This window comes from Rubritalea squalenifaciens DSM 18772 (assembly GCF_900141815.1).
GTDB lineage: Bacteria > Verrucomicrobiota > Verrucomicrobiia > Verrucomicrobiales > Akkermansiaceae > Rubritalea > Rubritalea squalenifaciens.
Window position 1 is genome coordinate 358095 of record NZ_FQYR01000005.1, and the last position, 19761, is coordinate 377855.

The window sequence follows — 19761 nt, forward strand, 5'->3', positions numbered from 1 at the left end:
TCCCATGGAAATTCCATACATCGTCAATGCCCGTAAAGATACAGGGTTGAATAACTCCAAGATCGCGATCTGGCTCTTCCTCGCTTCCGAGGTGATGCTCTTCGGTGGTCTGTTCTCCTCCTATATCTTCCTCCGTATCTTTGCGGATTATCCATGGCCTGAGCGTGCACTTCCGGTGCTTCCAGGTCTCCTGAACACCTTCATCCTGATTGCGTCTTCCGTTACGGTTGTTTTCGCATGGGCGGCTCTCAAGCTGCGTAAGTGGGGTATGTTCGTGGGTAACATGAGCTTCACTATTATCTGTGCGGCAGTGTTCATGGTGTTCAAGGCTTACGAGTACAGCGCTAAGTTCCACCACCACGCCATCCAGACTCAGGACTACGGCATCATTGAAGGTCACCTTCATGGCGAGAACAACTACGTGGTCAAGTCTCATGAGGAAGACGGCAAGGTCATTCCTTTTGAGGTAAATATTAGCCTTAGTAGCTACTATGACAAATACATCACTTCCATCACTGAGCAAGCTGGTGAAGGTGCTCTCAAACTCAACGCTCCGTTCAAGGTTAGCGTAGTTGAAAACGGTCAATACAGTGAGCAGGTTCTCAAGTTCAAGACACAGGACGGTAATGAAGTTGAAGCTGTAGCTGGGACGACTCTGAGCTTCGATCTCCTCCAGTCCGCCAAGGCTGAATATATCAAGGCTCGTACCCATAATCAGGAACTTCGTGCGAAACTTCTTCGTGATGCTTGGGCAAAGCTTCGTGAAGATGAAGCTTTCAAGAAGAGAAAAGCTTGGGAGTCTGAGGTGAAAGCAGAAGTAGCCCGCATCTTTGAGAAGGAACTCGTTGCTGACGCTAAGGAGCAGAACATGTTCCTTCTTGAAAACGGCAATATGACCTTCTCTGCTGAAGGTGAAATCAAGCTTGATTCCGGCTGGGGCCGCATGGAAGGCAAGAAAGAGGGTGGCGATACCAAGATCGCTCTTCTCGACAGTACTGTTCTCTCTGGTAAGGCAGGTGATGCCGGATTCCACATTGGAGTTGATGCCCTCGACTTCCGCCACCTCGTCATGAAGGCCGAGGAAAAAGGTCTCGATGCTGACGCTCTCATTGAAAAGTCTATCTATCTCAAGAACGACCAACTCAAACAAGCTTGGGAAGCTCACAAAAAGTACCGCGCGTTCTTTGCCGAGTACCTTGCTGAGGAAAGAGGTCGCGACGAAAACGGCAATGCCAAATACGTGCCTACCGCTGTTGATAATTACCGTGTGACTTGGAAGCAGCTCGTAGCTTACCACAAACTCGACTACGACATCAACGAAGACAACTGGCAGATGGCCAAAGGCGGTCCTGGTACTGGTGAGTACGCTAACAAAGAGCGTGTCTACCCGACCATGATCCAGGGCTTCACTGGCGCGAACCACAAACAAGATGATTTCGTGGCAGCCTTCCCTGAAATGCACATCCACCGTGAAGATGTTCGCTTTGATTCTGTCTTCTCACCGAAGATGAACAACTACTACGCGATCTACTTCACTATCACAGGTCTTCACGGTCTTCACGTGATCGGTGGTGCCATCGTACTCGGTTACTATCTCTTCTTTGGTCGCAAGATGTACCTCTCCAATCCAGAGTGGCTTGCTAACCGCGTTGAAGTAGGTGGTCTCTTCTGGCACTTCGTTGACTTGGTCTGGATCTTCGTATTCCCGATCTTCTACCTGATGTAAGCGCTGACGATCGATTCTCGAACATTCTCAAATTTAACTGAAACAACTCTTATGGCAGATACACCTGAAGAAATTAAGAAGCACTTCAAGATCTACAGTATTGTCGGTGGGCTTTTGTTTATCGGTACCGTCATCACCGTACTGGTAGCTTATGTTCCTGCGCTTGACTTTGGAGAGCACGGCTTCGACCACATCGATGCGATCATTGGTCTGGCCATTGCCGCGACCAAGGCGTCACTCGTGGCACTGATCTTCATGCACCTCAATCACGAGAAGAAAGCAGTCTACTGGATCTTCCTAGGATCCTTGTTCTTCGGAGCAGTGCTCATTCTCCTCTTTGCCTTCGGTTTCCTCGATCCAATCACTTTCGACGGTCTCCTTCCAACCAAGGTTGGTAACGTAAACTAAATCATCGACTGGCCTATCCAGAATGTCACTTCGCGGTTTCCATATCCTGTTCATTAGCCTGGCGACGCTCTTCTGTGCGTTCTTTGCCTACTGGGCTTTCTTCATGAATGGGGATCAGCGTGAAGTGATGATCGACGTGATCGGCTGGGTTTGTGCCATTGGCGTGATTGCATTCCCTGTCTATGGGGTGTATTTCTACAAAAAGGCAAAGAACATCCTAACCAAGTAAATAGCTATGAATCTGACCATTCTTAATCAACTTGCATGTTCTACATGTGCGACTGCTTTCGAGCACGCCAGTGGCGACCAAGATGCTGCGGGCTGGGCAATTCTTTTCATGCTGGTGGTCATCGTCCCGATGCTTACCGTCATTGGTTTCTTCATTTTCCGCATCGCTCGCCGCGAAAAAGCAGCGTTCGATCCACAGTATCAAGACAACTTCGAATCTTAATATTCCTCGGATATCATGTTTATTAATAACATACTCGCAGCTTCTCCGTTTTCTCCTGCAGAATGGTTCGGCCTTCCAGAGAACTACTCCGCTCACGGTGACCAAGTTGGTCACATGATCGACGTAATTACCTGGTTCATGCTCGCGCTCTTCGTAGGTTGGACGATTTTCTTCATCATCTGCTTGTTTAAGTTCTGGCACCGCCGTAATGCCAAGGCATCCTACCACGGTGTAAAGAACCATGCTTCTACTCACCTCGAGATTGGTGTAGTGATCATCGAGGCAGTTCTTCTTCTCGGTTTCGCTTTCCCACTCTGGGCTGAGCGTACTGATACCTACGACAAAGTTCTCAAGGACAACCCAGTGCGTGTTCGCGCTATCGGATTCCAGTTCGGTTGGAAGTACCACTATGCTGGTAACGACGGTAAGTTCGGTTTCATTGATCGTGCGCTCGTATCTGGTCAAGGTGATGCTTGCATCGACCCTAACGATCCAAACGGTTTTGATGATTTCATCAACGGTGACCTTAAGCTCCCAGTAAACCGTCCAGCGATCGTTCAGGTAACTTCTACCGACGTGATCCACAACTTCTCCATCATCCCGATGCGCATCCAGCAGGACGCGATTCCTGGTAAGGACATTCCAATGTGGTTCACTCCTACCAAGGAGCTCGAGACCTACGTTGTTTGTGGTCAGCTTTGTGGTTCCGGACACGGTGACATGAAAGGTACTCTCATTGTTCAGGATGAAAAATCCTTCAATGGCTGGGCTCAGGATATGAGCAAGAAGGCCTACGAAAAGAACAAGGCTGCTTACGATGAGCGCCAGGCTGCAGCCAAGGCCGCAGAAGCTGCTGGTGACAGCCACGACGATCACGGCCACTAATATCCAGATAGGATAAACGATTTCAAATTAAAGCCCGGTGGTTAATCCATCGGGCTTTTTTTGTGGCTGCTATCTTGAGCTTGAGAACGCGTTGGTGAGTAGAGAAGAGACTACTTTCGGCGTTTTGCGGAGCTGATTAGCTCAACAACCAGACGATGCAGGATCATGCGGTGGTCCAATCCTGTAGTCACCAGGGAGCGGTCTGCATCCAGGCAGGATTCCATGGCCTTCTTCAAAGCGGCGAGAGGGAAAGCTTTGGCATCACGAGCGGAGAGAAAGAGTGGGTAGACATTCACTCCACCGGCTTTTTTCTGCGGAAGCCAAGCCTTCTCAAGTTCGGGCAGGTTATTCAGGGCGGACTCGAACGAACGGTAGTTGTGTACGGGAGCATTGACGTTCTCCATCACGGCACGCGCCATAAAAAGGTTGCGCACGGTAGGAATGATGGAAGCCCGGAGAATACCGATTGCTGACTCGTTACGGGAAAGCTGCTGGTCGATGAGTTCGAGCGCGCGTACGCCGTCACGTTTCTGCAGAGCACGTCCGATTTCGAAGACGACCCCAGCTCTGGAGAGAGGGACCATGGCTCGGATATCTTCCAGCTCAACCTTGCGGCGATCCTTGCCGAGGTAGAGATCGAGCTTCTCGATTTCGACTTTAATCTGGCGGGTGTCCTCGCCGGCGAGCATGACAAAGAGTTCAAGAGCCTCCGGATCAAATTCGAGATTCAGTTCACTGGCTCGTTTCGTCACCATATGGGCAACTTGCTCTTCCCAGCCGTCTTGTGAGGTGTCGAGCTTGTTATGCTCGATGATTTTGGCGTTGTCCTTGAGCCATTTGTAGAACGCGCGGCGTTTGTCGATTCCTGTGGTAGAAAGGACGAAGTCGATATCATCAGTCAGACCTTGCTTGAGAGTTTCAAGCAGGGCTTCTACACCTGCCTTGGCGCGTTCAGCCTCTCCTGTGCGGTCAGAGCCCATGAAAGTGGCACGCTTGAGCCAGACGACTTTCTTGCCTCCGAAGAAAGGAAGGGTCTGAAGTGCCTGGATGGTAGAGGAGGATATTTCGTAGGCATGCTCCGCATTGTCAGCATTGCCGTCGATAATATCGTTGGCGAAGTCATCACCGTCTTCAGGTTTGATCTTGTTGAAGTGCTTGAGGGCGGCCTCGGCTACGGCGCCGTCGTCAGTACCAGTGAAAACGTGAAGCATGTTGGTGAGATTCTTAAGGCTAAAGTCTGATGATGCAAGGCTGCTACCTCATCATTTGATGAGATACTCCAGCAGGATGCTCTGCATGGAGCTGTAGAACTGGTTGCGCACGTAGGCTGCCAGAATGTGAGTGTCTTCCTCGTCGATTTCTTCCTCGTCGGTGTAGTTGCTGAGTCGGAATTGTGCTTCCAGTGAGAGGCGGGCCTGATTGATGGCTCCATACCAGGTCTCTGCGTCTGCCGCTTGGATGAAGAGAGAGCCTGTCAAATCATTCTCTTTTTCCGCAGAGCTGATGGCCTTGGAAACATGGACAATTTGGCTGGCAAACTGGTCGCGAAGCTCTGGGGTGACAAACTCATCCCAATCATCGTCTGTCTCCATGAACGCGGAGAGTCTGTCCGGGAGGCATTTTCCGGGCATGTTGGCAGCATCCGTACAGATCATTTCTAGAATGAGCCAGTCATGGGGATTGTCTGCATCGATTCTAAGACCGCCTTCGAGTGTAGGTGCTACGCGCATAATGAATAGGGGAGAGTAGGGCTTAATCGGCTTTCTCGAGTGAGGCCTGAAGCTGGTAGGAATGCAATTGCTGGACGTAGAGTTCGGCTTTTTCCTTTTCACCAGCCCAGACGATGGATTTACCCGCATTATGGATTTCCAGCATGAGTGTCTCGGCTTTGGATTTGTTGTAGCCGAAGATTTTGATCAGCACCATGGTCACGTAGGCCATGAGGTTGACTGGATCATCATAGACAATCACTGACCATGGAGTGGCTGTCCGGACTTTTTGTTTCTCTTGAGACTGGGTGGATGAAGACGTCATCTGGCGGCTATAGTGGTGTTGGGCTGATGAAGTTTCAAGTTTATAGCCTGAGATCAGGAAATCTCAGTTCATTGGAAAGAAAATATGCGCTGTGGCAGTACAGAGTTCCATGCGTCTAAGTTCTCTATACCGAATGAGTTTGATCGCTTCTGCGTGCCTGCTGACTTCCAGTGGGCTCAATGCGGGAGTGGCTGAGGATGTTACGAATTTCAAAAAACTTGATGCCAAGCAGAAGGAAGACTTGGTTGAGGGATTGTCTAGGAAGAGTCTGAAGAAGTTGAAGCCTGAGGAATTGCTCAAGGTTCAGAAGGCCTGCTTTGAACTCTCCAAGCAATTGATTGGCAGCAATGGTAAAGGTGGGCTGAAGACGGTGAAAGATCCTTCCGCCGCCGCGGTGCTCAAAGTGGCTGGCGATTATCTAGACAATATGCCTGTGGAGCAGACACCCGCTCATCCTGCAGCAGGCGCTATCTTCGGTGAAGTACCAGCCAAGGCTCCCAGAGTGACGCAATCTGTGGAAATCAATCCTTGGGTAGTTCGCTGGCATGCTACTGGTTTGTATGCGGCGCCGGGAGAAGTGGTCACACTGAAGTTTCCCAAGGAATGGGTGGGGAAAGGTCTCAAGGTTCAGCTCTCTGGTCATACCGACAAGATCAGTACCAAGAAAAAACTGCAGCGGCTTCCAGCAAGCCCGGCAAGAGCATTTGAAGTCAATGCCACTGAGGTCAAGATCAGCGGTGCCTTTGGAGGCGCAATCTACATCAATACGGGTAATGAGCGCCGCAAAGACGGTAAATTCCAGGTGGCAATTTCCAATGCGGTGAAAGCTCCTTACTATGTACTGGGCAGCACATCACTAGAGAAATGGAAGAACGAACTCAAAAACGCTCCTGCGCCTTATGCGGAGTTCGTGACTCCAAGGATTGCTCTCTCGTTTCCTTCTGCCTGGATTAGAGATCTGGAGGACCCCAAGGCTCTTTTGGAATATTGGGATGAAGTCGTGAAGTTGCATGATGAGCTGGGCGGGCTCGGCGGCGTTCGTTACGGCCCGGAGCGAGTCAATGTGGATGTCCAGATTTCAGTCGGCTTGTTCCATGCAGGTTATCCAACGCAGGGACCCCAAGCTCAATGTCGCGGCGTGGTGGATCTGGCCAAACTCAAAACCAAGGGAAATTGGGGCTGGTTCCATGAAATGGGTCATGAGTCCCAGCGCAGACCTGATAAGGCTTGGGGCTGGAATAATCCCTACACTTTTGATGGTTCGATTGAAGTGACCGTGAACCTTTTCAGCTCCCATGCAATGGATCGTCTGAAAATGAAGGATCGCGGTGGCTGGAGCTGGACTGCTTCAGCCTATGAGGTGGCCAAACGAGCAGACAAAGTGCTCAAAGAGGGCAAGAGCTACCCAGAGATGGGGGCGGGTGACAAACTAGCTATGTATCTGCAGCTGCGTGACGCCTTCGGCTGGGACCCGATTGGCAAGGTTCTGGCTTCATACTCTCAGGATCAAGACAAGCGTCCTGGTATTCTGCCTAAGCTGAATCAAGAGAAGCGTGATGTTTTCATGGTCAGAATGTCCAGACAAGTTGAGCGCAACCTAGCTCCTTTCATGGAGGAAGTCTGGGGCATCAAGCTAGGCAAGGACGCCAAGAATATGGTCAAAGACCTGCCAGTTTGGATTCCTGAAGGCTTTGAGAAATTCACGTCCACGGAGAACTAATCGGGAAGTATTTTTGCTGATTAGGAGGTGCTGGCTTGGGTTGTTCACTATACCCAGAGAGGTATGATTATGACGTGAGCGATTCTAAAACAGCTATCATTGTAGGCGGCGGTATCGTCGGCCTTTGTTCAGCCTATTATGCAGCGAAGCGCGGCATTGATGTCGTCGTGCTGGACAGAGATAAAGCTGATGAGGAAGGCTGCTCCTTTGGCAATGCCGGGATGGTGGTGCCTAGTCACTTCATCCCGCTGGCTGCTCCCGGAATGATTGCCAAGGGCATGCGATGGATGATGAATCCAGAGAGCCCGTTTTACGTAAAGCCTCGCCTCAATCTGGACCTCATGCGATGGGGCCTGCTTTTCTGGCAGCATGCTAATGAGGAGCACACCCAGCGCTGTAAGGATCTATTGGCCAAGATGAGCCTGGAGAGTCGTCAGCTTTTCGAGGATTTGAGTCAGGATATTGGTGATTTCGGGCTCGTGAAGAAAGGGCTGCTGATGCTTTGTAACACCCAGAAGGGGCTGGATGGTGAGGCTGAGGTGGCAAGGATGGCCAATGAGCTGGGTATCCGTGCCGAGGTATGCGATTCCAAGCGTATTGCAGAGTTGGATCCAGCAATCGACATGAATGTCGTTGGTGGTGTCTGGTTTGAGCAGGACTGCCATCTGGAGCCAGTCAAACTGATCAGCTTGCTCCGCAAAAAGCTTGCTGAAATGGGAGTCGAGATCCGCTATGAGACTGAGGTGACCGAATTGCTGCGTAAGGGCAAGAAAGTAGAAGCGGTGCAACTCAAGGGGGGAGAGCAACTCACTGCAGATAGTATTCTATTGGCCGGGGGAGCCTGGACTCCAGAGCTTTCCAAGCAGATCGGTGCCAAGATCCCGATGCAAGCAGGTAAAGGCTACTCGCTTACTTTGCCAAATCCTGTCCAGCTTCCGGAGCTATGCTCCATCTTTGTAGAGGGCAAGGTGGCGATTACCCCAATGGCGGATTCATTGCGGTTTGCTGGCACGATGGAAGTGGGAGGTAATGACCTAAGTGTTAATTCACGACGAGTCCAAGGCATCATCAAGACGGTGAAAGATTATTTCCCGAAATTCAAAGATGCAGACTTCGAGGGAGTTGAACCATGGGCTGGATTGCGTCCATGCTCTCCTGATGGTCTGCCTTATATTGGCACCGTTGAGGGTGCCGAGAATGTCGTTGTGGCAACTGGCCATGCGATGATGGGGCTGAGCCTCGGTCCAATTACTGGCTCTATGGTCGCCGACCTGATGGAAGGTAAGCAGGTGGACCAGCGCCTCAGTCTCTCCAGATTCTAAATGATTCATCGCTAACAAATGGCGTAGACTTTTCGGGACAATATCCGGATTGTTTGCTATGGGTTAAGCGAATGAAAGAGACAGGTACTATCAGCGCTGAGCGCAAACGATTGGTCGAGGACGGCAAACGATCCAAAAACTGGAAGCGTTGGGGGCCTTACCTAGCCGAGCGCCAGTGGGGTACGGTACGCGAGGACTACTCCGATTCCGGTGATGTCTGGCATCATTTCACTCATGACCATGCGAGGTCTCGTACTTATCGCTGGGGAGAAGATGGCTTGTTAGGGTGGTCTGACCGAAAGCAACGCATCAACTTTGCTCCGATCGTCTGGAATGGTAAGGACCCGATTCTCAAAGAGCGCCTCTTTGGCTTGAGCGGTCCTCAGGGGAACCACGGTGAGGATGTCAAAGAGTGTTATTACTATCTGAATAATACGCCGACGCACTCATACAGTCGGGCTCTCTACAAGTACCCGATGGAGCGCTTCCCCTACAGTAAGATCGTAGAGGAGAACGCTTCACGTTCAGCCAAAGAACCTGAGTACGGTTTGATTGATACAGGGGTGTTTGACGAAGGTGAATACTGGGATGTTGAAACGATAGTGGCCAAGGCGGGGCCACAAGACATGTGCTGGACGATGCGCGTGACGAACCGCAGTGACCATGATGAAGAAATTCATATTCTGCCGAGTGTCTGGTTCCGTAATTCCTGGGGATGGAGTGGTGATCATTTTGAAGGAGAGTGGGGCAAGCCGGAGATGTATCTCGATGGAGACAAGGTCATTGTGGATCATCCGGAGATTGGTAAATTCCATTTCTACCTGAACTCAAAGGTTGAGGGATTTCAGGATTGGCTTTTCACTGAGAATGAAACGAACATGAGCCGCCTCTATGGCGGAGCCAGCAAGACACCTTACACGAAAGATGGGTTTCACGAATACTTGATCCGCGGTAAAGAGGATGCAGTAAACCCCGAGAAAAAGGGAACCAAAGTAGCTGCCTGGGTGACTCTGAAAGTGCCTGCAGGTGAAACCAAAGAGGTTCAGTGTCGACTAATCGGTGTTGAAGAGGATAAGGGGCAGGGCTTCAAAGATTTTGATAAGGTACTCAAACTTCGTGCTAAGGAGGAAGTGGAGTTTTATGATGAAATTCTTCCTGAAAATCTAACTAAAGAGGAAAGAAGAGTTGCGATACAGGGCTATGCTGGCCTGCTCTGGTCCAAACAGTTCTACTACTACATCGTAGATGAGTGGAGAACTGGTGATAATGGCGCTGAGAATGCCTCACCCTACCGGATGAATGGTAGAAACAAGGATTGGGAGCATCTCTTCGCACGCGATGTGCTCTCTATGCCTGACAAGTGGGAATATCCCTGGTTTGCTTCTTGGGACAGTGCTTTCCACATGGTGGCGTTTGCGAGAGTCGATCCTCACTTTGCCAAGAAGCAATTGTTGCTCTTCATGCGTGAGTGGTATCTTCACCCGAACGGACAGATCCCTGCTTATGAGTGGAACTTTTCTGATGTGAATCCACCTGTGCATGCTTGGGCTGTTTGGCAGACCTATCAGATTCTCCAAGACATGGGGCAGCCGGATTTGGAATTTCTGGAGAAGGCAGTACAGAAGCTGTTCTTGAATTTCACCTGGTGGGTGAACCAGAAAGATGTTGATGGGGTTCATTTGTTCTCCGGAGGATTCTTGGGGCTTGATAACATTGGTGTCTTTGACCGTTCTCAGGAGCTGGGTGATGGGGCACGATTAATTCAGGCGGATGGTACAGCCTGGATGGGGGCCTTCTGTGCCAAGATGCTGGTCATGACACTGGAACTGGCCAAGACCAGACCGGTGTACGAAGATATGGCTTCCAAGTTTTTCGAGCATTTTGTGCGCATCGCCAGGGCTGCCAATGAGGAAGGTGGTGATGGTCTCTGGGATGATGAAGATTGCTTCTACTACGACCATCTGATGCTGAAGTCTGGTGACAAGGAGCCTCTCAAAGTGCGCTCCATGGTCGGTCTTCTTCCTCTAACTGGTGTGGCGGTTCTTGATCTCGAAGAGGTGAAGAAACTGCCTGGTTTCGAGAAGCGATTGAATTGGTTTATGGAGAACCAGAGTGATCTGGCTGAGTATGCTAGCTACTGTGATAAGGAACGTAGTCATGCTGCTGAGAGATTGCTGGCGCTGCCAACACGCGAGAGATTTGAGGCGATGTTAGATCGTATGCTAGATCCTGAGGAGTTCCTCAGCGATCATGGTTTGAGGTCACTTTCCAAGTATCATGGAAAGCACCCTTACAGCATCTTCTGGGGGGGGGAGAAACATTCTGTTAGTTATGTTCCCGGTGAAAGTGATGGCTACATGTTTGGAGGAAACTCAAACTGGCGAGGGCCGGTATGGTTCCCTGTGAACTACATGGTGATCAGTGCTCTGAGGCAGTACCAATGTTACTATGGAGATGCATTTAAAGTGGAGTTTCCGAAAGGATCGGGAGATCTCCTTACTCTCAATCAGGTGGCGGATGCATTGACTGACCGCTTGGTTGGTCTATTCCTGCCTGATGAGGATGGCAAGAGACCGTGTTTCGGCGGTCTTGATCTCTACAAGCAAGGCGGGGAATGGCAGGATCTTGTTTATTTCTATGAGTATTTCCATGGAGAGAGTGGAATAGGTCTAGGGGCCTCACATCAGACTGGTTGGACGTCTCTGGTTGTGCCGCTGATGTGTGATCGTGCTAAACGGCTTCATCAGACACCTCTCTAAAGTGGAGCTAGGAGCAAGAATGTGGTATGTTTTCACATGCCCACGTATCATCCAGGCTTGCAGCAGTTTCTGATTCCCTTGTCGGCTGGAGAGATGACTCTCCAGTCGGCCTTGGATACCTTGCTGGAGATTGGAAACACCTCAGATGAGGTTCCTTGGATCGTTAAAATCATGGAGAATCCCTCTTTTGATTTTCCCCCATTCAGCATGTTCAAGGGCCGTGTGAGTCTCTTCCAACATGACTGTATTCATCTGGTGCTTGGTAGGGGCACGACGCTCATTGATGAAGCCTTTACGATCGGATTTACCATGGGGTCTTCCCATGAGATGAGCACGATGGCCGCGAAGCTTTTCGGCTACGTGGCCGGCCATTGGTATCCCAAAGCCTATCGATTCCCGTCAGCGGCTCAGCGTGTCTATAAAGATGCCATGCATCTGGGTATGGTGAGTAATAGTGTTCCGTTGGAAGAAGTGGATTATCGCCCGCTGCTCCATCTGACGCTGGCAGAAGTGAGATCCCATCTAGGTATCGAAACTGAATTGCTCAGGTCCTACTACCGCGTAGAAGCTGAGAGAAATCCGAGTGTCGAGGCGTGTCAGCGTCTGTTAAGCTAGATTTTGGCGATGTTCAGCGATAATGTCTGAGGGCTTTTGTCCCTTTTCCTCAATGAAAGCCTTTGTGAAGTGGGAGAGCGAATTGTAGCCTACTTCCATGGCAGCTTCAGTCACGTTATAGTCACCATCCCTGAGTAAGTTAGTGGCCTTGTCTATGCGCAGTTGCCTGAGCTTTTGTTTCAAGGTCATGCCTGTACTGCTGGAGAATTGCCTGCTGAGATAATGAGTCGCGCAGCCTATGCTCTGGGCGAGCGATTTGAGGTCAAGTGGTTCGTCTAGGTGGTCCTTGAGCCAGGCGATGCATTTCTCGATACGTTCTTTCTGGGTCTTTTTGATGCTGCTACAGAAAGGCAGGCTATCACTAGCCAGTGTTTGAGGCGTGAACAGATGAAGCGTAAAGATCTCAATGACTTTTGCCATGTACCAAAAGGGTGCCGCAGCGGTCTGAACAGGGGGGGAGACCAGCTCCTCAGCAAGTTCTCGCTCCGCCAGTGACATCGATCTTACCTGACTCAGGCTAGTCGTAGAGGCTTTGCCGCTATTGAGTATCTGAACTAAATTCGGGTGCAGTGCCTCCCGTTTAGAGCCGAAAGTTTGCTGAATCCATGATGTTTTAGCACTCAGTATCAGGTAATGGTGATTCTCATCGGGCTGGAGACGTGACGCAGAGAACATTCCGTCTGTAGAACGGTGAAAAACCGTCATCGTGCCTGCTGTCAGACTCAAGCGCAGTGACTGGCCAAAAATGATGGCCTGACCTTCTAGATTCAGGACAATATGGAGCGCATCTGTGCTGATATAGTCGACGAGGCGTCTGCCAGTTGTATGCTGGACAAGCGTCACACCATCGCGCTCTAGTTCACCATAGAGACGTCTGGAAGTTCCTGACATGAATGCAAGGGGCCGTTAAACTCTCTCGGCCCAGCAAAAGCCCATGAAGATGCGATTGGACTGCTTGTTCTGTAGGGCTGCCATCTTCATCTTTTCCTCGCAATAGAGTGACAGGTCGTGGTTGTTGCCCAGTGACAGACATGACCTGCTGCGGTGATTTGATTCTTCGACGACAATTTCAATCTGGATCCGATTTTCCAGCAAGGAACGTAATTCCTCCAGATCTTGGCGGTGCCAGCCTGAGAGCGTCTTGGTGAGCTTGAAGTACGCAGCGACACATTGCCCGGGCTCGCCGTGGCCCGTCATCGCCAAACGGATATCTAAAAGGGCATCCGCTTGAGCTGGAACCTTGGCGATCAGTCGGTCGATACAGGTGCATGCTTTGGTCTGTTGAGTAGTGCTCACAGGACTCAATTAATGAGAACGGGTCTCAATAGCAAGTGATTTTTTTGAGATTCCTGTGTCTAGGCGTGAAAAAACCTTGCGGAAGCAAGTGACCGCAAGGTTTTGAGTAGAAATGGGTAAGATTACTTTTCCTGGTGTTCACCGCACCAATCTTGAGAAGAGGTCACTGGGAACACCGTCGTGATTTTCTTTTCAGAGCTGATTTCAAAGACAACTGTCTGCGGGGAATTGCGTCTACAGCTGCCCTCGGAACCATTTGCGGAATCCCAAAAGGCGCAAGATGCGCAGGTCTTATTATCTGTTTTAGTAGCCGACATAGTAAGAGACTAACACTTGTATATGGGGGTCTCAATAAGAAAACGTATAAAACATTATGATACAATGTATGTGATTTATTAATGAGACTCAGTATCACTCTGATTGGTCGTGAGATAGACCATTGTAAACTTGACCAAGACCCCCCTTTTAAGCGATACTGCTACGCTATGAAAAATCCCCCCCTTCGTCTTACGGCGGGTCTTGCTACCGCCGTAATAGCAGTGTTTTTCGCTGCCATTTCACCTCTTTATGGCATCACCGTAACGGTGAGTGCCGATGAGGACAACACCTCCGCTGTCGGCGGAGTGTCACTACGGGAAGCTATCCAGGAGACAGCTGCAAGCGGTACCGTAGATTTTGATATCAGTCTGAATGGAGCGACCATCTTTCTGGTCAATGGTGATATCACCATCAATAAGAACCTGACGATCGATGCCAGTAACCTGACGAATGGTTTGATTGTCGTGCAGGGGAATGACCAGTTTGCCATCAGTGGTGCGAACACCGTAAATATTGAGGGCCTGTCGTTCACTGGAGCTTCGAATACAGCCAGTGGTGGCGCATTCATCATTAGTGGTGGAGCGATTGTCACCTTCACTGATTGCCGTCTGAGCAATCACACGACTACCGTCAATGGAGGTGCTATCTACAATTCATCCTCAACTCTGGTCATGAACAACTGCGAATTGAGCTGCAATGAAGCGCAGGGCGGCAGAGGCGGTGCTATCTATAGTGCTGATGGAGGAGCTGTCACTACATTGAATCAGACAGTTCTTAGGGGAAACTCTGCGAACAATGTGGGTGGAGCGATCCACTCAGGCGGAAACTCCACGATCACACTTACAGAATGCATGTTTTTGGATAACGAGTCCGGTTTTGGTGGGGCGATTAGTCAAAACGTCGGGAGCCTGACCATTGAGCAAAGTTGTTTTGCATACAATAAGGCCAACACCGCAGGGGGAGCCTTATATCTTTTTGGAAGCTTCACGTCCGCAGTGAAAAATACTTGTCTGGTTGGCAATCGTGCCGCTGGTGGAGGCGGGGCCATTGTCTTGGATGATGAGGCGTCGATGAATATTGAAAGCTCAACAGTTGTTAGGAATAAGACTGGAGGGAATGGCGGTGGCATCTTCGTGAATATGAACTGTACACTCAATACTTCTAACAGTGTTTTTGCTGATAATGAAGCTGATGGGAGTACTGATCTTCATAAGAACAGCGGAACAATCAACCGCAGTGAAGTGAACTTTGTTGGTTCAAACCTCGGTGTAGAAACTGAATTTCCTGATGGAGCCCCCAATGGCAATGGTGACTTAGTTGGTACTGAGTTTTCTTCGCTAGATCCGGAGCTGTCGCCACTGGGCTATTATGGTGGGTCTACGATGAGTGTTCATCCACTAGCCGGAAGCCCGCTCCTACAAGCTGGAGGTTCCACGTCATTGGTTAATGATCAACGTGGATATGCACGAGTGACGAATACTTTGTTAGATCTAGGGGCTGTGGAAGGTGGTCCTGTGCTGGTCGTGAGTACCAGTGATGATGAGAACGATGGTGGACTGGGAATTGGCGCCGGCAACTCTTTGCGGGAATGTATCAATGCGGTCAGTACGCCTGGAACGAGAATCGTTTTCAGTGCTGGCGTCAATGGAAGTACAATCCAGCTCACCAATGGGCTCATAAGTACGCAGGATCTTGAGATTGTGATTGATGCCTCTGCCATGTCCAATGGCATCACGATCGATGGAGATAACAACAGCCGGATCTTCACCGCCTCCCAAGTCAGTGCGGATACTACCCTGGCCTTAATCTCGCTGGAGCTGACTCAAGCGAATGCGGGAGCGGTTTCTTGCGGTGGTGGAGCGAAGTTTACAGCTGCTGACAGTACCTTTGGTAGCAATACTAACTTAACAGGTTCAGGTGGGGCGCTCAGCTTTACCTCGGGGAGTTCCGCGGTGATTGACTCATGTGTCTTTGACCAAAATACCTGTTCGCTTATAGGAGGTGGAGCTATTTACGCGAATTATGCGGACCTGCTGATCCTGGAATCCACCTTCAGTGGGAATACGGCTTCGATCACGGGAGAGGCACGAGGAGGAGCCATTTATTCTCTGGTCGCTCCCTTTTATCTGGAGGGATGTCTCTTTTCTAACAATACAGCAACAGGGACCAGTGGGAGCTATGGCGGTGCGGTCTACTACTCCAATGTTCTGAGCTACATTCCGCAAAAGACGTCATTAGTGAGCAGTACCTTTACTGGGAATTCTGCCGCTGCCGGAAGTGGAGGTGCCATCGCAATCAGAGAGACAATCGGTGAACTTGTCTGCAGGCATTTGACGGTAGTTAGCAACAATGCTGATGCTGGTGCGGGTCTCTACGTGGAGAAGAAAGGAACTGCTCTGGATAAGCTAAGTTTTGATCACTGTATTATCGGAGCCAATGTAGCCCCTTTGTTCTCAGATATCCAATATGTTGATGGAGGGGGCTCGGCACTGATTGATACGTCTGCACCCAATTTGGTAGGTGACAATACGACCGCAGAAAGCTTGTTCCCAGCGGGTCCTTTGGTGGGAACCATGATTTCCAAAGTAGATCCGCTCATGGGTAGCCTCGGAAATCATGGTGGAGCCACGCAAACCATTTATTTGGCCGCCGGATCGCCTGCGATTGATGCAGGAAACGAATCTGATGATACCCCGGAACATGACCAGAGAGGCTATGAACGTGTGGTCGGTAGTGCACCGGATCTGGGAGCTTACGAGAACGGACACCGGACAGGGTACACACTCTGGTCGCTGGAAACTATTCCTGTAGGAGAGGATGATGCCTTTAGCGGTAATGCAGAAGACGATACGAATGCAAATGGTGTAGAGTATGCCACTGGGCTATCTCCAACAGCAGTAGAGTCAGGTTCAGTACTCTCCGCCGAGCTGATTCCGGATGGTGGGGGCGGTTACAAAATGAAACTGACCTTTGCGTACGAACCAGATGTTACTGATATCAAGTACGTCATTGAGCGTAACGACTCCGACCTGATGAGCTTTACCTCACGCTACAGCCTGGATATGGACACTGGTCTAGAAGTCATTCCAGGCGGTGCAGATGTCACGGCGACTGTGGATTCCGAAGCCAAGACGATCACGGTCATTGATGGGGATCTCAGTTCCGACAAATACTTCTGGGAGCTTAAGATCGAGCAGCTTCCTTGATGCTTAGTAGCAAAAAATCCCTCAGCAAGAATCATGCTGAGGGATAGATTTATCTGAGGAAATGTGAGAAGAATTACTGCTTATCGTTCTTCGTTTTCTTCCCGCCGTGTTTCGGCTTTGAAGGAAGGTCGCCGGCCTGTTTGGCGGCCTTCTTCTCTTCCTTGCTTAACTTGCCATCGCCGTCAGCATCGTGTTTTTTGATGCAGGCTTGCATGGCAGCCTTGAACTCTTTCTTACAAACCTTGCCGTCACCATTGGTATCGAACTTGCACTTGTCTGGTTTGGTGTCCTTTTCGTTTTGGTCACCATCGGCAAAAGCCGGTACTGCGAGGATTGCTACAAGAGCAATGACTTTTGTTGCTGTTTTCATTTTGGTCTAGGATTTTGAAGACCTGGTATAGGTCCCCAAAAAATAGGGAAATTCCCGAGAAAGAATGGCGTTTCTCGGGAATTTATTACACTCGGGTTTGAAAGCTCATCGTCTGGCAGGCGAATTACTCTCTCATCGAGTTAATATTAGAGATCTTTTGGTTTGTCTCCACCGCGTGGCTTATCGCCTCCACGTCTTTTTCTGTCGTGGTCGCGATGACGGTCGCGGCGCATGAATGGTGCGTGCTCACCGCGTTCACGGAGTGTGGTGCGAGCTGTTTTAGCTTCCTCATCGCTGAGCTTTCCGTCGCCATCAGCGTCGAACTCGGTAAGGACCTTTTGGCGCCACGCTTTCATGGCGGCCTCACGCTCTTCTTTGCTGAGTTTACCGTCTTTGTCGGTATCGTACTTCTCAAGCATGGCTTTGTGCCTTTCTTCACGCTCGGCCTTGAGGGCATTGCGCTCTTCTTCGTTGAGTTTTCCGTCACCATCTTTGTCGAACTTTTTGAGGATGGCTTCAGGGATATCTCTGTGCTTGCGCTCTTTTTTCTTTCCGTCTTCAGCGTTGGAAAGCATTGGCAGGCAGGCAGCTGCGGCTGTGATAAGCAGTATAGATTTTTTCATATTGTTGGTTGGTTGTTTCTCCGGGTGGAGTACTTATAAAACCCCGCAAGATTCTGCCAGTTGCGGGATGCTGCAAAAAAAGTGCATTATTTCGCTGAACATGAAGATTGGATGAAGGCTCTTACTGAGAGTAAATCAGGAGGAATCCAATTTCTTCTTTGATATCCTCATAGTCAGTGGCTAGCTAGGGGCATGGCTGATGACATCATCGGAATTGACCTGGGTACGACAAACTCTGCCGTGGGTGTAGTAGAGAGCGGATTTCCTATTTTGCTGGCAGGAGAGGATGGTTCACGCATCGTACCCAGCGCAGTTTGGGTAGGACAAGATGGTGATGTCGAGGTGGGTAAATCTGCTCTACATAGGCGTGGCGCTGGCGCTCAGGTGGCGACAAGCATCAAGCGCTTCATGGGGAGAAGGTATGCAGAGGTGGCAGATGAAGACTTCTGTGTACCATTTAAGGAGCAACAAGACGGTGTGCCCGCTTTTGAGCTCAATGGTGGTGACTATACAGCTGTGCAAATCAGTGCAGAGATCTTGAAGCATCTCAAGCAGGTAGCTGAAACGCAATTGGAGAGAAGCGTCAGCAAGGCGGTGATTACCGTGCCTGCCTACTTCAATGATGCACAGCGGAATGCTACCAAGCAAGCCGGTGAATTAGCTGGGCTTGAGGTGATGCGAATCGTCAGTGAGCCAACTGCTGCAGCCTTAGCCTATGGCTTGGACAAATTGGGTGAGAAAAGCCGTGTAGCAGTTTATGACCTGGGAGGTGGCACCTTTGATATCTCTGTGCTCGAGTTGCATGAAGGTGTGTTTCAAGTCCTGGCTACTGCAGGTGATACCCGTCTTGGTGGGGATGATATTGATGAAGCTCTGGCTCAGTGGTGCTGGAGTCAGTTAGATACGGGTGAAAGTTTTGATAATCTCGCTAATCAAGAGAGACAGCGATTGTTAGATGAAGCGAAGCTTGTGAAAGAAAAGCTTACTGAGGCTGACAGGGTGGGACTCAGCATTCCATTTTTCAGGGAAAACTTTCATGTGAATTTGGAGATTACCAGGGACACACTGGAGCGAGTGATGAGACCTGTAATCGCAAAGACAGAGGGGCTATGTAGGAGAGTACTTGCCGACGCGGGCATTAAAGATGTTGAGGGAGATCTGAATGCTGTCGTTCTGGTTGGTGGTTCTACGCGTATTCCTGCTGTGAGAGATTTAGTGGGACGTGTTTTCAGGCGAGAGCCAGATTCAAGTCAGCATCCAGACGAGGCGGTGGCGATCGGTGCAGTGATTCAGGGGGGAGTCATGAGCGGAGCTCTGAGAGACATGGTTCTCTTGGATGTGACGCCACTCAGCCTGGGAATCGAAACCTTCGGTGGGCTGATGAATGTCCTGATACCGCGAAATACAACCATCCCGTGTAAGGCTGGTGAGATGTTTACCAATGCCATAGCCAATCAAGAGATGATGCGTGTCCGCGTGCTTCAAGGCGAGCGTGAGATGGCTCGGGATAACTGGGAACTTGGTAGTGTTGATGTGTCCTTTGATCCTGCTCCCAAAGGTCAAGCGCGCGTTGGTGTGCAGTTTTCCATCGATGAAAACGGAATCCTTGAGGTACTTGCTAGGGACGTGAGTACCGGCAAAGATACCGTCCTCGAGATCAATAGTGCTGCCGTCGATGTGGATGACTCAGACGTGGAAAAGATGGTCAGTGAGAGTGTGGATTATGCCTTTGAGGATATGGCAGAGCGTATTTTTACCGAAGCCAGACTGAAGGCCGAGGAACTATTGCCCGCCGTAGAAATGGGGCTGGCACAAGTACAGGATGTCATGGAACCAGCCGAACTGGAAGAAATCCGTTCAGCTGAAGCTGCCGTGAGAGCTGCGCTAGAAGGGGGGGAGCCGAATCCTCTAAAGGCTGCGGTGCAGCGCCTGGACAAGGCGACAGAGCACATGGCGGCCGTCTTGGTGGAGAAAGCCATGGAGGAAGCGCTGATGCGCAAACTCGGCGAATAAAAAGGGAAAAGCTCC

The 19761-nt window shown here is 50.2% G+C and carries 18 protein-coding genes; 11 read left to right on the plus strand and 7 right to left on the minus strand.

The genetic code is table 11. From position 1 onward, the window contains the following. Positions 1-4: 4 nt before the first annotated feature. Genes BUB27_RS14850 through BUB27_RS14870 form a run of 5 tightly spaced genes read left to right on the plus strand, consistent with a single transcriptional unit; the run spans position 5 to position 3470 of the window. Complete coding sequence (locus BUB27_RS14850; RefSeq protein WP_143184646.1) at positions 5-1726, plus strand: cytochrome c oxidase subunit 3; 1722 nt, start codon at positions 5-7, stop codon at positions 1724-1726. 51 nt (positions 1727-1777) lie between these two features. Then, positions 1778-2134 (plus strand): cytochrome C oxidase subunit IV family protein, encoded by a 357-nt coding sequence (locus BUB27_RS14855; RefSeq protein WP_143184647.1) that lies wholly within the window; start codon positions 1778-1780, stop codon positions 2132-2134. Between the two features lie 22 nt (positions 2135-2156). Then, on the plus strand, positions 2157-2363 hold the full coding sequence (locus BUB27_RS14860) for a hypothetical protein (protein ID WP_143184648.1): 207 nt from the start codon (positions 2157-2159) through the stop codon (positions 2361-2363). Between the two features lie 6 nt (positions 2364-2369). Continuing rightward, the gene (locus tag BUB27_RS14865; RefSeq protein WP_143184649.1) at positions 2370-2585 is read left to right on the plus strand and encodes a hypothetical protein; all 216 of its coding nucleotides are present in this window, start codon (positions 2370-2372) and stop codon (positions 2583-2585) included. 15 nt (positions 2586-2600) lie between these two features. Next, the gene (locus BUB27_RS14870) at positions 2601-3470 is read left to right on the plus strand and encodes a cytochrome c oxidase subunit II (protein WP_143184650.1); all 870 of its coding nucleotides are present in this window, start codon (positions 2601-2603) and stop codon (positions 3468-3470) included. A 110-nt stretch (positions 3471-3580) separates the two neighbouring features. Here BUB27_RS14870 and holA read toward each other — a convergent pair whose 3' ends face one another. From holA to clpS, 3 genes are read right to left on the minus strand one after another with little or no spacing between them, the layout of a single operon-like run. Next, positions 3581-4681 carry a DNA polymerase III subunit delta gene (gene holA, locus BUB27_RS14875; protein ID WP_143184651.1) on the minus strand — a complete coding sequence of 367 codons (1101 nt, stop codon included), beginning with the start codon at positions 4679-4681 and terminating at the stop codon, positions 3581-3583. 51 nt (positions 4682-4732) lie between these two features. Next, a complete protein-coding gene (locus BUB27_RS14880) occupies positions 4733-5200 on the minus strand; it encodes a DUF2017 family protein (RefSeq protein WP_143184652.1) in 468 nt (155 codons plus the stop codon). A 22-nt stretch (positions 5201-5222) separates the two neighbouring features. Continuing rightward, positions 5223-5504 (minus strand): ATP-dependent Clp protease adapter ClpS, encoded by a 282-nt coding sequence (clpS, locus tag BUB27_RS14885; protein WP_143184653.1) that lies wholly within the window; start codon positions 5502-5504, stop codon positions 5223-5225. A 133-nt stretch (positions 5505-5637) separates the two neighbouring features. On the opposite strand from clpS, the gene BUB27_RS14890 reads away from it, so the two are divergent. From BUB27_RS14890 to BUB27_RS14905, 4 genes are all read left to right on the plus strand, one after another. Beyond that, positions 5638-7224, plus strand: coding sequence for a M60 family metallopeptidase (locus BUB27_RS14890; RefSeq protein WP_159434987.1), 1587 nt, complete (start codon positions 5638-5640; stop codon positions 7222-7224). Positions 7225-7298: 74 nt separating this feature from the next. Further along, positions 7299-8546, plus strand: a complete 1248-nt coding sequence (locus BUB27_RS14895; RefSeq protein ID WP_143184655.1) for an NAD(P)/FAD-dependent oxidoreductase — start codon at positions 7299-7301, stop codon at positions 8544-8546. Between the two features lie 71 nt (positions 8547-8617). Then, positions 8618-11305, plus strand: a complete 2688-nt coding sequence (locus BUB27_RS14900) for an MGH1-like glycoside hydrolase domain-containing protein (protein WP_143184656.1) — start codon at positions 8618-8620, stop codon at positions 11303-11305. A 36-nt stretch (positions 11306-11341) separates the two neighbouring features. Further along, a complete protein-coding gene (locus BUB27_RS14905) occupies positions 11342-11920 on the plus strand; it encodes a hypothetical protein (protein WP_143184657.1) in 579 nt (192 codons plus the stop codon). Here BUB27_RS14905 and BUB27_RS14910 read toward each other — a convergent pair. Beyond that, positions 11912-12811 (minus strand): helix-turn-helix domain-containing protein, encoded by a 900-nt coding sequence (locus BUB27_RS14910; RefSeq protein WP_143184658.1) that lies wholly within the window; start codon positions 12809-12811, stop codon positions 11912-11914. The two genes, BUB27_RS14905 and BUB27_RS14910, sit on opposite strands and share 9 nt — an antisense overlap. Positions 12812-12826: 15 nt before the next feature. Continuing rightward, positions 12827-13216: a hypothetical protein gene (locus BUB27_RS14915; protein ID WP_143184659.1), complete on the minus strand. Its 390-nt coding sequence runs from the start codon at positions 13214-13216 to the stop codon at positions 12827-12829. 485 nt (positions 13217-13701) lie between these two features. Between BUB27_RS14915 and BUB27_RS14920 the strand changes: the two genes are divergently transcribed. Next, positions 13702-16740: a choice-of-anchor Q domain-containing protein gene (locus BUB27_RS14920; RefSeq protein WP_159434988.1), complete on the plus strand. Its 3039-nt coding sequence runs from the start codon at positions 13702-13704 to the stop codon at positions 16738-16740. Positions 16741-16813: 73 nt separating this feature from the next. Here BUB27_RS14920 and BUB27_RS14925 read toward each other — a convergent pair whose 3' ends face one another. Then, positions 16814-17110: an EF-hand domain-containing protein gene (locus BUB27_RS14925; RefSeq protein ID WP_143184661.1), complete on the minus strand. Its 297-nt coding sequence runs from the start codon at positions 17108-17110 to the stop codon at positions 16814-16816. A 146-nt stretch (positions 17111-17256) separates the two neighbouring features. Then, positions 17257-17733 carry an EF-hand domain-containing protein gene (locus BUB27_RS14930; protein WP_143184662.1) on the minus strand — a complete coding sequence of 159 codons (477 nt, stop codon included), beginning with the start codon at positions 17731-17733 and terminating at the stop codon, positions 17257-17259. Between the two features lie 192 nt (positions 17734-17925). Here BUB27_RS14930 and BUB27_RS14935 point away from each other — a divergent pair, with 192 nt between their 5' ends. After that, entirely contained in the window at positions 17926-19746 is a 1821-nt protein-coding gene (locus BUB27_RS14935) for an Hsp70 family protein (RefSeq protein ID WP_143184663.1), read from the plus strand. Positions 19747-19761: the final 15 nt, after the last annotated feature.

What these genes read in the sequence shown, in the direction of transcription:
- BUB27_RS14880 (WP_143184652.1), bottom strand. Translation starts at nt 5,200, where the DNA reads ATGCGCGTAGCACCTACACTCGAAGGCGGTCTTAGAATCGATGCAGAC.
- BUB27_RS14935 (WP_143184663.1), top strand. Translation starts at nt 17,926, where the DNA reads ATGGCTGATGACATCATCGGAATTGACCTGGGTACGACAAACTCTGCC.
- BUB27_RS14850 (WP_143184646.1), top strand. Translation starts at nt 5, where the DNA reads ATGGAAATTCCATACATCGTCAATGCCCGTAAAGATACAGGGTTGAAT.
- BUB27_RS14900 (WP_143184656.1), top strand. Translation starts at nt 8,618, where the DNA reads ATGAAAGAGACAGGTACTATCAGCGCTGAGCGCAAACGATTGGTCGAG.
- holA (WP_143184651.1), bottom strand. Translation starts at nt 4,681, where the DNA reads ATGCTTCACGTTTTCACTGGTACTGACGACGGCGCCGTAGCCGAGGCC.
- BUB27_RS14855 (WP_143184647.1), top strand. Translation starts at nt 1,778, where the DNA reads ATGGCAGATACACCTGAAGAAATTAAGAAGCACTTCAAGATCTACAGT.
- BUB27_RS14905 (WP_143184657.1), top strand. Translation starts at nt 11,342, where the DNA reads ATGCCCACGTATCATCCAGGCTTGCAGCAGTTTCTGATTCCCTTGTCG.
- BUB27_RS14930 (WP_143184662.1), bottom strand. Translation starts at nt 17,733, where the DNA reads ATGAAAAAATCTATACTGCTTATCACAGCCGCAGCTGCCTGCCTGCCA.
- BUB27_RS14870 (WP_143184650.1), top strand. Translation starts at nt 2,601, where the DNA reads ATGTTTATTAATAACATACTCGCAGCTTCTCCGTTTTCTCCTGCAGAA.
- BUB27_RS14910 (WP_143184658.1), bottom strand. Translation starts at nt 12,811, where the DNA reads ATGTCAGGAACTTCCAGACGTCTCTATGGTGAACTAGAGCGCGATGGT.
- BUB27_RS14920 (WP_159434988.1), top strand. Translation starts at nt 13,702, where the DNA reads ATGAAAAATCCCCCCCTTCGTCTTACGGCGGGTCTTGCTACCGCCGTA.
- BUB27_RS14925 (WP_143184661.1), bottom strand. Translation starts at nt 17,110, where the DNA reads ATGAAAACAGCAACAAAAGTCATTGCTCTTGTAGCAATCCTCGCAGTA.
- BUB27_RS14865 (WP_143184649.1), top strand. Translation starts at nt 2,370, where the DNA reads ATGAATCTGACCATTCTTAATCAACTTGCATGTTCTACATGTGCGACT.
- BUB27_RS14860 (WP_143184648.1), top strand. Translation starts at nt 2,157, where the DNA reads ATGTCACTTCGCGGTTTCCATATCCTGTTCATTAGCCTGGCGACGCTC.
- clpS (WP_143184653.1), bottom strand. Translation starts at nt 5,504, where the DNA reads ATGACGTCTTCATCCACCCAGTCTCAAGAGAAACAAAAAGTCCGGACA.
- BUB27_RS14890 (WP_159434987.1), top strand. Translation starts at nt 5,638, where the DNA reads ATGAGTTTGATCGCTTCTGCGTGCCTGCTGACTTCCAGTGGGCTCAAT.